This window comes from Kushneria marisflavi, assembly GCF_002157205.1.
Classification (GTDB): domain Bacteria; phylum Pseudomonadota; class Gammaproteobacteria; order Pseudomonadales; family Halomonadaceae; genus Kushneria; species Kushneria marisflavi.
This window is the reverse complement of the sequence record NZ_CP021358.1, coordinates 2,843,762-2,855,957: the sequence shown is the minus strand read 5'-3', so window position 1 is coordinate 2,855,957 and position 12,196 is coordinate 2,843,762. Positions and strand designations below refer to the sequence as shown.

Genomic DNA, 12,196 nt, shown 5'->3' with positions numbered 1-12,196 from the left:
GGCTGCGCACAACCCTGATCATGCGTCGTTTGACAGGGACAGGATAGTTCGGCGGCATCGAGGCTGCATGAAGATCCAATGATATCAGCACTCTTTTACATTGGGGATGAGATTTTCAGAACACCCTGATTGTGAAAGCCATCTTCTCAGGCCCTGGTCATAAGTCTTTGGTCTAACAAATGGCAATAATGACTGGCCTTACCCCAGCTTAACAACTTTATTATGGTGCGCATGATTCATGGGCTAACCGTTGTTGATCAATGAGCATTTCGTGGGTGTGTTCACAGCAGTCCATTTGGACCAAACCCACCCGCTGGAGATGAGCGCGAATGCCCGCAATGGCGCAGCGCCTTTGAAGCGATACTGCTAACCTGGTGCTGACACGATTAAGCAACTCCTTCACCCTTGAAGTACAAGGAAAATGATATGGTAGGTCACTCGGGCAGCAGCTCAAGCGCTGCACAAAACCAGCAGGCAAAACCGGACGCCGTCAGAAATGCCGACATTGTCCCCATGGTATGGTTAAGCTGCGGTCTGGCCGCACTGGCCGGCCTGTTGTTCGGTATGGACATCGGTGTCATTTCGGGGGCACTGCCCTTTATCGTCAACGAGTTCCACGTTTCCACCCTGATGGAAGGCTGGATCGTCAGCTCCATGATGGTCGGTGCCGCCCTGGGGGCCATGGGGGCAGGTGCCATCTCGCAGCGTTTCGGGCGCAAGAAGGCACTCCTTTACAGCTCGCTTCTCTTTTTTGTCGGCGCACTTGTCGCTGTGATGTCCACCGGTCCGAACGTTCTGGTTATTGCCCGTATCCTGCTGGGGCTGGCCGTGGGCGTGGCCTCCTTTACAGCGCCGCTGTATCTCTCCGAAGTGGCCCCGGAAAGAATCCGCGGCACCACCATTTCCTTTTATCAGCTGATGGTCACCATCGGTATTCTGGCCGCCTTCATGTCCAATCTGGCCTTCAGCTACATTGAAAGCTGGCGCTGGATGTTTGGTGTGCTGATGGTTCCGGCCGCCATGCTGTTCATCGGCGTGCTCATGGTTCCCAATAGCCCGCGCTGGCTGGCCTCACGTGATCGCTTTGATGAAGCGCGCGCGGTGCTTAACAAGCTGCGCAGCAGCAAGACCGAAATCGACTATGAGATGGGCGAAATCGAGGAGAGCATCAACGCCGAACAGAAAAGTCGCGGCTTCCAGATGTTCAAGGAAAACCCCAATTTCCGCCGCTCCGTGATGCTGGGCATCTGCCTGCAACTGGTGCAGCAGTTCACCGGCATGAACGCGATCATGTATTTCGCGCCCCAGATCTTCCAGATGTCAGGCTTTGAAGGTACTGCCGCTCAGCTCTGGAGCACGGTGGCGACCGGTCTGGTCAACGTACTGGCGACCTTTATTGCCATCGGTTTTGTTGATCGTCTGGGTCGCAAGCCCATCCTGTATGCAGGCTTTGCCGTCATGGCCGCCAGCATGGCCGTCCTAGCCTCGATTCTGGTTATTGGCCCGACAACCACCTTCCTGCAGTACACCGGCATGGCGTCGCTTCTGATCTTTGTGGCCGGCTTTGCCATGTCGGCAGGCCCGCTGATCTGGACCCTGTGTGCCGAGATCCAACCGCTCAATGGCCGCGATTTCGGCCTGAGCTGCTCAACGGTCGCCAACTGGGTAGGCAACTTTGCCATCGGCCAGTTCTTCCCGGTCATGATTGCTGCCATCGGCGGTGCCATGACCTTTGGCATTCTGTCGGTACTCAATGTGGTCTTTATCATCTTTACGCTGCTATTGATTCCGGAAACCAAGGGTATCTCGCTTGAGAAGATTGAGAAAAACCTGATGAGTGGCAAACCTTTGAAAGACATCGGCAGCTGACTCCCCGGTATCCGTATACTCAAAAACCCCTCTCCTTTGAGAGGGGTTTTTCTTGTTCCTTCTTCCTTTGGGCGCTTATACCCGGGCGCACAAAAATATCAGCGGTGGCGTATATAGCCATCATGGCGTGCTAGCATGCATGCTTAACCCTACTCGACGCTTCTGAGGAGTTTCCCCGATGCGCAGTCTCGTTGCCCTTTCCCTTGTCATGCTGAGCACTTCGGCGTTCGCCGACACCTTCCGCTTTACCGCCATTCCCGATGAGGATGAAGCCAGACTGGTAGAGCGCTTTGACAAGGTCGCCGACTATCTGTCCGAAAAAACGGGGCTTGATGTCGAGTATGTACCGGTCAAGTCCTATGCCGCGGCGGTCAGTGCCTTTCGCAACGATCAGGTTCAGCTGGCCTGGTTTGGCGGGCTGACCGGCGTTCAGGCCCGTCAGATTGTGCCCGGGTCGAAAGCCATTGCCCAGGGCAAGGAAGACGCCGAGTTCAAGACCTATTTCATCGCCAACGCCGACACAAATATTCCGGCCGATCAATCCGAACTGCCTGATGCCATCGAGGGCAAGACCTTTACCTTCGGCGCCAAGACCTCCACATCCGGTCGTCTGATGCCGGACTACTATCTGCGTGAGCGTTTCAACGAAGCCCCCGACAAGGTCTTTTCCCGCGTGGGATATTCGGGCGATCACACACGCACCATGACACTGGTCGAATCGGGTGCCTTTGATATCGGCGCACTCAACTACACCGTCTGGGATGCCGCCGTGGCCGATGGCCGGGTAGATACCGACAAGGTACACGTGATCTGGTCCACGCCGGCCTATCCTGACTACCAGTGGACCATTCGCGGGGATGTCGATGACCATTACGGCGCCGATACGACACAGCACGTTCAAAAGGCCCTGCTGGACATGACGGACCCGGATCTGCTGGCAAGCTTCCCTCGTGAAGGCTTTATTCCGGCCTCCAATGAGGACTATGCGCCCATTGAGAAGGTCGGCCAGGAACTGGGTCTGCTGCGATAAGACGATGCTGGAGACTGCCTCTGTCGGGCCGAGCGCCGCGAGCGTGCTTGCCGGGTTTGAACATGCCCGGCTCGGTCACGACAATCGTGTTGTTTTTCCTGACCTGACACTGCATATCTCGCAGGGCGATCGTATCGCCCTGCTGGGTCGCAGCGGTGTGGGCAAGTCGACCCTGCTCGACGCGCTGCGCGTTCGGCTCGGCGACCAGGCCGCCTGGTGTCCACAGGCCAATGCTCTGGTGCCGACGCTTTCGGCCTATCACAACATTTACATGGGCCGTCTGGCCCATTACTCACGCTGGCAGAACCTGATCAATCTTTTGCGCCCTAGGCCAACCTGCTGGCAGGAGATCGGCGAGCTTGCTGGCACACTGGGGCTGGACGGACTGCTCCGGCGTCAGGTCGACCAGCTCTCCGGCGGTCAACAACAGCGTGTCGCCATTGCGCGAGCGCTATATCAAAAGCGCCCGGTCTTTATCGGAGATGAGCCTGTAGCCAGCGTCGACCCCCGTCAGGGCGTTCGACTGCTGGAGCTGATCAACGCCCGTCACGAGACCTGTGTGGTCGCCCTGCATCAGCGCGAGCTGGCACTGGCCCATTTTGATCGCATCATCGGTCTGGATGACGGGCACGTCATCATTGATGCGCCGGCCAGCGAGCTGTCGTCACACGATCTTGACGTGCTTTATGTCACGAGCTGAGACACCGCCCGGCTGGTTCAGCTGGCTTCGCGGCGACAATGTCGGCGCCAGGCTATTGCGTCTGACCCTGATCATGCTGGCCATTACTCTGGCGCTGCTGCCCCTGGCGGATCTATCGATCACCACCAGTGATCCGTGGAAGGAACTGGGGCGTATGCTTCAGGGAATGATCCTGCCGGACATCACGGCGACCGAGTCGCCTCTGCACGCCCTGCTTCTGACGATTGCCTTTGCCCTGTGGGGAGTGGTGCTGGGCATGGTGCTCGGATTTCCACTGGCGCTGATTTTCATGCGCTCTCGCGTGGTGCGCAGCCTGTGCGCCTTTGTGCGGGCCATCCACGAGATTTTCTGGGCGTTGCTGTTTCTTCAGGTCTTCGGGCTTTCTGCCATTACGGCGTTGACCGCCATAGCCCTGCCCTATGCCGCCACCTTCGCCAAGGTCTACGCCGAAATTCTGGCCCAGATTGATCGAAGCCCCTCACAGACGCTGTCGCCCCACACCGACCGACTGTCGCGGTTTGTGTATACCGAGCTGCCGCTGGCCTGGCAGCGACTGTCCGGCTACACCCGCTATCGTTTCGAGTGCGCGCTGCGAGCCAGCATTCTACTGGGGTTTGTGGGGCTACCGACACTGGGCTATTACATGGAAAGCGCTTTTCGCCAGGGGCGATACCATGAAGGAGGCGCCCTACTATGGGCCTTTTACCTTTTGATCGCCCTGCTGCCCTGGTGGGCGCACCGACGTCTGCTGCTGCTCTGGCTGGTGGGCACGGCGTTTTTGCTGGGGCCCTGGCCCAGCGTCAATCCGACGCTTTTATGGCAGTTCCTGAGTCATGACATCTGGCCGCGACCGCTACTGGAAGGCAATTTCGCCGCCATGCCGCAGTGGTTTGCCCGGCTGCCGGACATTCTTCCCGCCGTTGGCAATACCCTGTTGCTGGGACTGATGAGCACCGTGGGCTCGCTGCTGGCCTGCCTGCTGGCCTGGCCACTGGTCAGCCGCCATTTCGGCAACCGTGCTACCCGTACCATGGGTCGCGGGGCGCTGATTGTCATGCGATCGACCCCGGAACTGCTGCTGGCCTTTATTCTGCTGCTGCTGACCGGCCCGTCACTGCTTCCGGCATGGATCGCGCTTTCACTGCACAATGGCGCCCTGATTGCCTTTCTGGCGGCGCGTCACGCCGATGAGATCACTCCCGGGCTGCCAGGTATTCGCGGCATCAACCTGTACAGTCATGAGCTGCTGCCGCGTGTCTATCCCGGCATTCTGGCGCTTTTGTTCTACCGTGCCGAGGTCATCATGCGTGAGACGGCGCTGCTGGGGATGCTGGGCGTGGTGACGCTGGGCTTTCATATCGACTCAAGCTTTGAGTACCTGATGTTCGATCAGGCCGTCGCCCTTTTGGTGGTGACGGCCGGCATCAATATGGTCGTGGACGTGCTGTCACGGCGCCTGCGGCCGGACGCCCTGCCCGAGCGCCGCGAACAGCCCCGACCGGCACCGGTCGGCGACAGCGTTTAGCGACACCGGGGCGGGCCTGCCCTCACCCCGGGTGGAAGATCGAGAGATTGAAGCTCTCCGGCAGGGTTGGCTGTCCGCTTTTGCGGTCAACGAAGCGAACCCGAAAGCCTTTCCAGGCCTGATACTTCACCGAACCCGAATAGGCCGAAAGATACTCGATGCCATCATGGACAATGCCGGCATCATCTACCGTCACCGTAATGATCGGATCACGCAGCTCCACTTCCCCATCAGGGAAGGAGAACTCGACCTGCCCCTTGTCGACGACCTCACAGCGAGTGAAGAAGTCACAGCCTGGTCCATCGCCGCCCTTACGCCATTTAACGAACTGAGGGATACCGGTCAGGGCATGACGCACCTTGCCCTTTTTATCCACCAGCGACGTTTCGCCAACCACGCCGGGACGCCCCCGATTTACCCGGTAGTCGTCATACAGCACCTTGTCATCGCTGCTGACCTGGGAGGCGAAGCGCAGACGGCCATCCCACACGCCCTTGTTGCCCGAGTCCCTGTCGGTATCGAACACCACATCACCCTCGGGGCCGCTATGGCGAAACACAATCGGGTTGGTCTGACGGGTCTTTTCAGAGTGACTCGACTGGATGACCAGCGGCGTGGCTTCCTTCCAGGCATCCGCTTCGGCACGTATCGCGTCCGGCGACAGGCGCAGCGCGTTACCGGTTGAATTGCGAATAACGACTTCACCCCCATCCAGCGAAACACCACCCATGCTGCCACTGTGTTTTTCGCTGTCGAAAACGTTGGTCCAGCCGTAGACGCAGGTATTGGAGGTGGCAAAACAGTTCATGAACTGCTGGCTTTCGGTCGTGCGCACGCAGGGCCAGGGTGCCTTGCCCTTGTTGCGGCCCTCCCACCAGTTGCCAATAAAGCTTGAGCGATAGATCAGCCTTGCACGAATGGCATCCCCTTTCATGGCCTCGAAGATATTGTCCTGAAAGGTCGCCCCATAGACATTTTTCTCGAAGATAATGCCATTATCGGAATAGTTGAATTCGTTGCCGACAAAACGTGCCGTGGTGGAATTATTGCCCTTTTCGTCATCGACCTGTACGCCGATTCCCATGCCAATAAAGGTACAGCGCACCAGGTTGTAATTGACCATGATGCCCTTAACGCGGATACCGATACCGCCCGAGGCGAAGTGCACGTTTTCAACAACGGTGTTGTAGCCCGGCCCAACAATATAGGTGCCTTTCCATCGCCCCTTTTGACCGCTGGAAAAGTTGAGGTCACGCATCACCGGGCCGTGATCGGTGAACATGACGCCATCACCCAGCGAATGAAAGGGCATCAGAACAGCGTTGCCCTCGTTTCTGAAACGCTGCCTGCCGGGGCCGACAAGATTCTTGCCCTTGAGATCGACCGTTTGTCCGATCGCGTAGCGTCCGGGCGGTACATAAAGACTGTTGACGATGCTGGAGCGCGCGGCGCGCACAAAGGCTGCCGAACTGTCGCGCTTGCCGGTCGGGTCGGCGCCCCAGTAAATCACGTTATTGCGAGCGGTCATGTCGAGCGCTTCGGATCGCTCACGTGACTCACTGGCCTGCGCATGTTCCGGGGCCGTCAATGCCCCTGCCATACCTGCAACAGGCAGCAGCGTCAGTGCACGACGCATAAAGCGTCGGCGGTTGCGATCGTCTGTAGAAAGCGCCATTCCAAACTCCGTATAAAGCCATAAAAGGCTTGAATCAGGGGGTTATCACACCTGTTTTGAACAGACACTGCCATGCCATTGTGGCGGTCACCGGCTGGAGCGTCTCATCACCCGTGTCTGTCATGTTTGTCATACTTGCGGTTTATGAAACCACGCCTGCCGCTTACAATCAGATGTCATTTTCCGGGAGGCTCGCATGGACTGCTTATCCCATGCTGATACAGCACAACCTACGCTCTATCTTCATCGCTGGCGCGCCTGGCTTCCCGAGCGCGCAGGCGAAGAGGTGCCAGCCGGTGTCATTACCGATGAAAAGCCGGCGGCCACCAGTGTACCGGCCCTGCTGCGACGACGCCTGACGCCACTGGGGCGTGCCGTGTGTACGCTGCTTGGTGACATGGGCGCTCATGAGCGTATCGCCATGCCGATACTGCATGCCTCACGCCACGGGGACGGTCATCGTCCGCTGGACATGCTGGATACGCTGTTTGAGGGCGAGCCGCTATCGCCAGCTCGCTTCGGCCTGTCGGTTCATAACGCCGTACTTGGCGTCTATTCGATTGCCTTTAACAATCACGCCTCGATGGCCGCGCTGGCCGCTGCCGGGGAAGAGTTCGAGGCGCTTTTGAGTGAAGCCCGCGGCTATCTGGCAGAGGGATACGATAGTGTCATGCTGGTGCTGACCGACTCGCCGGTCCCCGACCGTTATCGCATCCAGACCCAGGCACCGCAGGCGCCCTCCGCCATGCTGATGGAGCTGTCACTCTCACCTGCCGCCGATGCCATCGCCCTGCAGGCGAACCCGGCTGAACCTCCTGTTGATTCGCTGCCGACCGTGACACCGCCACTGCTGATCGACTGGCTGATGGGGCGGTGCGAGCTCAAAACGCGCGCGCCACGGCTTGACTGGCTGCTCGGCGTAATGGACAGGACACCACACGGCGGATAGCACCCCAAACAATGTTCGGTTCTGGCATCATATGCCGCCCGAACATATCGGACAGATGCCCCTCCAGCAGCGTATTCATCTGTTCGAACAAGACAACAAGGACTGCGGAGAACACCACATGGCCAAGACTGCATTGACCGACCTCGAACGCGATGTCGCCAACATGATCATCGAAGCGCTGGAGCTTGAAGACATTACGGCTGATGACATCGAGCCTGAAGCGCCCCTGTTTGGCGACGGGCTGGGGCTGGATTCCATTGATGCGCTGGAGCTTGGGCTGGCGCTTCAAAAGCGTTACGGTATCCGCCTGGACAGCGATGCCGAGGAGAACCGCGAACACTTTGCCAGCCTCAGACAGCTCAGCGCTCTGGTCGCCGAGCGTCGCTGCGACTGAGGTTCATGATGGGAGTCATGCCCGCCGGACGCCCGGGAACACGTCACTGGTCATCACCGCTTTCGATGGTGCTGTTTCCGGTCGCACTCTGGGTCGTTCTGCCACTATGGGGCACCCGGGCCCTGCTGATCACCTTCATGGTTCTGGCCAGTCTTCAGTGGCTGGCAGGCCTTCATCGCCTGCGCTGGACTGCGGTGCTGGTGATACTGCTGGCCCTGCTGCTTGGCGGGCAGGCCGAACTGGGCATTCGGCTCTATCCGGTCATCATCAATGTCTCGCTGGCACTGGTCTTTCTGGGCAGCCTGCGGGCCACTCCCCTGATCGAGCGTCTGGCGCGTCTTTCAGAGCCCGACCTGCCTCCCAGTGGCGTGCGCTACACCCGACGTGTGACCTGGATGTGGGGCATTTTCATGACGCTCAACGCCCTTGTCGCTCTGACGCTGGCGCTGTGGGCCCCCCTGAACGTCTGGCAGATCTATACGGGGGCCATCAGCTACCTGCTGGCGGCACTGCTGATGGCCGGTGAATGGCTGGTACGTCAGCGCGTTCGACGCAAAACGGTGCACGCATGATTCATCACTCTCTCTGCGCGCCATCACTGACCCGCTGCCCGTGGTTGACGGGAGAGCCCGATGACATCGTGGCCCAATCAGGACAGCGGGTACGCACCCGCGGTGAACTGTGGCAGGCCATCGAGGCCTGGGCCAATACGCCGCTACCGGCCGGACAGGATGTGGCCCTTTACGACACTGACCCATGGCGGTTTACGACGGCCCTGCTCGGGCTCTGGCACGCCGGCCATCGGGTCTGGCTACCTGGCGACAATCTGCCAGAGACCGTGGCTCATCTGCGCCGGCACCATCTGACCCTGCTGGGAGAGTTTGTCGATGCATGGGTCCCCGCAGCGCCGGTCACGCCGTCTCGGCCCATTCCCGATCTGTCGCCCGATCATGACGCTGTGGTGCTGTTCACCTCCGGCTCCAGCGGCGAACCCACGCCCATCTTTCGCACTCTGGGCCAGCTCGAGGCAGAAGTCGCCGCCTTTGAGCGGCACTGGCCGCTCGCGGAAGGGGTCGTCATCAGTCAGGTCAGTCACCAGCATACCTGGGGGCTGACCGCCGGACTTTTGAGGGCGCTTGCCACCTCACACCCCTTCGGGCTCGAGATCGTGACCTGGCCCGAGACGCTGGCCGAGTGGCTGACCCGCCTGCCGGTCAGCGCCCTGATCAGCTCACCGCCCCAGCTTTCCCGCCTGCCGGAAAGTACTACCGGCATGCCGGAGCGCGCCCCCGGACGCATTTTCAGTGCCGCGGCTCCCCTGCCCCATGACGCCGCCGTACAGGCCGAAGCCCTGATGGGCAGTGAGCTCATCGAAATCTACGGCAGCTCGGAAAGCGGCGCCATTGCCTGGCGCAGACCATGTCAGGACACGACATGGCAGGCGCTTGATGATGTCGTGCTGCGCTGCGACGGTAAACGTACCCTTTTGCGATCAAAACGGCTGCCCGAGCCGGAACAGTGGCACGAGCAGGCCGACCACATCGAGCTGCTCGACGAGCACCCTGCCCGCTTTACCCTCCACGGGCGCGCCGACCGTATCGTCAAGGTCGCCGGCAAACGGGTCTCGCTTGAAGGGCTGGCTCATCATATCGAATGCTTTGCTGGCGTCCTGAGTGCCCGCTGTCTGACCATCGATCATTCGGGCGGCCGCATTGGCGCCATTGTGGCCATGACCGAGGAAAGCATTGCTCATGATCATGACACGCGCCGAGCCCTCATCAGCGCCCTGCGACAGCATCTGGCCGATGCCTTTGAGCCGGTGGTGCTGCCGCGCTTCTGGCGCTTTGTGCACCATTTGCCGGTCAACGCGCAGGGCAAGCTGACCCGGACCATGGCACGCCACCTGTTTGATGATCTGGACGATCGACGACAGCCACGCTGGCTGGATATCGAGTCTCCAACGTTCGATCAACGCCGGATTACGCTTGAGGTCCCGGAGCGACTGGCAGCACTGGAAGGCCACTTCCCGGGCCGCCCGATCGTGCCCGGCATTGCCCTGATTCACTGGGCGCGCCAGCAGGCCGAGCGCCTTTTCGGCGAACCGGATCGATGGCGCGACATGCGTCGGGTGCGCTTTCCTGCCCCATTGCTGCCAGGCGATCGTGCTGTCATGACCCTGACCCGCCAGCGTGACGATCTGAACATCACCGTCGCCTCGCATCGGGGTCAGCATCTGCAACTGCGTCTGCTCGGTGTCGATCCGGCCGCCGGCGCCCGGGAGTCTTCATGAATCGCACCCCAGACCGTGCCGCGTTTACGCCCTGCGTGCTGGTGCCCGTCTACAACCATGAGCACGCCATTGTGGCGACCTGTGAGGGGCTCGCCGATCTGAAACTACCCATCGTGCTGGTCGATGATGGCAGCGACGCGGCCTGTGCCGGGGTACTCGATCGTCTGGCGCAGGCAAGTGATGTGCACCTGCTGCGCCTGCCGCACAATCGCGGCAAGGGGTATGCCGTTCGCCACGGCCTTGCTCATGCCCAGACCCTAGGATTTACCCATGCGCTTCAGGTCGATGCCGATGGCCAGCACGATCGTGCCAGCCTGCCGCCTTTTATCGAGGCGGCAAGGCAGGCGCCCGAACGGCTTTTGATCGGCTATCCGCGCTTTGACCATAGCGTGCCGCTTCATCGCTTTGTCAGTCGCTACATCACTCATGTGTGGGTCTGGTTCAACACGCTGTCCATGGCGCTGCGCGATACCATGTGCGGCGTGCGCCTTTACCCGCTGGCCCCGCTCAATGCCATGCTCTTGCGCCACGGCTGCGGCAATCGCATGGAGTTTGATACCGAGGTGCTGGTGCGCTGGTTCTGGGCCGGTCATCCGGTCGATAACCTGCCGGTGCGGGTAACCTATCCCACCGATGGCGTCTCCCACTTTCGCCTTTTTCGCGACAACGTTCTGATGGCACGCATGCACCTGCGTCTGACGCTGGGCATGCTGATACGAGTGCCGATGCTGATCTTCAGGCGCTGCCGGCATCGGCGCGAGGCGCAACACAAGAGCTCTTCATGACATCATCACGACGCAAACGTACGCCGCGCCACTGGTCGGCCATCAGTGAGTCCGGCTCGCTTGGCGGCATCAGGCTGATGCTGGCCATTTACGACCGTTTCGGAGCGCATGCCTATCAGGGCGTGCTGTTTCTGGTCGGAATCTATTACTGGCTGCGCCGTCCGATCGCCCGACGTGCCTCACGCGAATATCAGGCACGACTCAAGGCCTTTTGCCCCTCGGTGTCGATGCCGCGTCTGACCACCGTGCGTCATTTCACCACCTTCGGTACGGCCATTCTGGACAAGGTGCTGGCGCTTTACGGCCGCATTGCCCCCGAGTCCATCCATATCGAGCAGCGTGAAACACTCAGAGCTGCCATCGATTCCGGTCAGGGCGGCATCATTGTGGTCACGCACCTGGGCAGCCACGAGGTCTGCCAGGCGCTCGGACGACTGCGTCGCGATCTGAAGATGAGCGTGGTCATGCATACTCAGCACGCCCAGCGCTTCAACTCCCTGTTCAACGATATCGACCGCCCGCTGTCGGTGGACATCATCGAGGTCAGCGACATGGGGCCTGCCACGGCCCAGCGGCTTCAGGCTCGTGTGGCCGAGGGAGGCTTTGTGGTCATCGCCGCCGACCGCGAACCCATCGAAGCCGACGCCCGACGTCGCTGGATCGATTTTCTCGGCCGACCGGCGCCCTTTCCCGAAGGCGCCTTCTGGCTGGCCATGCTGTTGCGCTGTCCGCTGTATCTGCTGGTCTGCGCCCGGCAGGGACAGTCACATTACGTGCACTTTGAGTCGCTGGGAGATGCCACAAGTCTTTCGCGCCGGACGCGCGATGCCTGGATGGACAGCACCATGAAGCACTTTGTCTCGCGCCTGGAGCATTTCTGCTGTCGTTATCCGCTACAGTGGTTCAACTTTTACCCGTTCTGGCAGTCCGAAAAGCAAAACGCACGTCCACCCCGTTAAACCACGGACACCCGCTGTCC

The 12,196-nt window shown here is 60.2% G+C and carries 11 protein-coding genes; 10 read left to right on the top strand and 1 reads right to left on the bottom strand.

The annotated features are described in order from the left end of the window. Window positions 1–426: 426 nt before the first annotated feature. The 4 genes from B9H00_RS13050 to B9H00_RS13035 all read left to right on the top strand — a co-directional run bounded on the left by B9H00_RS13050 (window position 427) and on the right by B9H00_RS13035 (window position 5,124). Window positions 427–1,869: a sugar porter family MFS transporter gene (locus tag B9H00_RS13050; protein ID WP_236944281.1), complete on the top strand. Its 1,443-nt coding sequence runs from the start codon at window positions 427–429 to the stop codon at window positions 1,867–1,869. A gap of 178 nt (window positions 1,870–2,047) precedes the next feature. Then, entirely contained in the window at window positions 2,048–2,899 is an 852-nt protein-coding gene (locus B9H00_RS13045) for a putative selenate ABC transporter substrate-binding protein (RefSeq protein WP_086901008.1), read from the top strand. Window positions 2,900–2,903: 4 nt separating this feature from the next. Next, window positions 2,904–3,599, top strand: coding sequence for an ATP-binding cassette domain-containing protein (locus tag B9H00_RS13040; RefSeq protein WP_086901007.1), 696 nt, complete (start codon window positions 2,904–2,906; stop codon window positions 3,597–3,599). Beyond that, on the top strand, window positions 3,586–5,124 hold the full coding sequence (locus tag B9H00_RS13035) for a PhnE/PtxC family ABC transporter permease (RefSeq protein WP_086901006.1): 1,539 nt from the start codon (window positions 3,586–3,588) through the stop codon (window positions 5,122–5,124). The genes B9H00_RS13040 and B9H00_RS13035 overlap by 14 nt, the downstream gene beginning before the upstream one ends. Before the next feature lie 22 nt (window positions 5,125–5,146). Here the strand turns inward: B9H00_RS13035 and B9H00_RS13030 are convergent, their stop codons facing one another. Next, window positions 5,147–6,799, bottom strand: coding sequence for a pectate lyase family protein (locus B9H00_RS13030; RefSeq protein ID WP_086901005.1), 1,653 nt, complete (start codon window positions 6,797–6,799; stop codon window positions 5,147–5,149). A gap of 196 nt (window positions 6,800–6,995) precedes the next feature. On the opposite strand from B9H00_RS13030, the gene B9H00_RS13025 reads away from it, so the two are divergent. The 6 genes from B9H00_RS13025 (at window position 6,996) to B9H00_RS13000 (ending at window position 12,176) form a co-directional block, all read left to right on the top strand. Next, window positions 6,996–7,748, top strand: coding sequence for a beta-ketoacyl synthase chain length factor (locus tag B9H00_RS13025; RefSeq protein ID WP_086901004.1), 753 nt, complete (start codon window positions 6,996–6,998; stop codon window positions 7,746–7,748). A gap of 118 nt (window positions 7,749–7,866) precedes the next feature. Continuing rightward, window positions 7,867–8,142 carry a phosphopantetheine-binding protein gene (locus tag B9H00_RS13020; protein ID WP_174678728.1) on the top strand — a complete coding sequence of 92 codons (276 nt, stop codon included), beginning with the start codon at window positions 7,867–7,869 and terminating at the stop codon, window positions 8,140–8,142. A gap of 17 nt (window positions 8,143–8,159) precedes the next feature. Then, window positions 8,160–8,714, top strand: a complete 555-nt coding sequence (locus B9H00_RS13015; RefSeq protein WP_086901003.1) for a COG4648 family protein — start codon at window positions 8,160–8,162, stop codon at window positions 8,712–8,714. Next, window positions 8,711–10,432 (top strand): AMP-binding protein, encoded by a 1,722-nt coding sequence (locus B9H00_RS13010; protein ID WP_157663222.1) that lies wholly within the window; start codon window positions 8,711–8,713, stop codon window positions 10,430–10,432. The genes B9H00_RS13015 and B9H00_RS13010 overlap by 4 nt, the downstream gene beginning before the upstream one ends. After that, the gene (locus tag B9H00_RS13005) at window positions 10,429–11,217 is read left to right on the top strand and encodes a glycosyltransferase family 2 protein (protein WP_086901001.1); all 789 of its coding nucleotides are present in this window, start codon (window positions 10,429–10,431) and stop codon (window positions 11,215–11,217) included. The genes B9H00_RS13010 and B9H00_RS13005 overlap by 4 nt, the downstream gene beginning before the upstream one ends. Continuing rightward, complete coding sequence (locus tag B9H00_RS13000) at window positions 11,214–12,176, top strand: LpxL/LpxP family acyltransferase (RefSeq protein WP_086901000.1); 963 nt, start codon at window positions 11,214–11,216, stop codon at window positions 12,174–12,176. The genes B9H00_RS13005 and B9H00_RS13000 overlap by 4 nt, the downstream gene beginning before the upstream one ends. The last annotated feature ends 20 nt before the right edge of the window (window positions 12,177–12,196 follow it).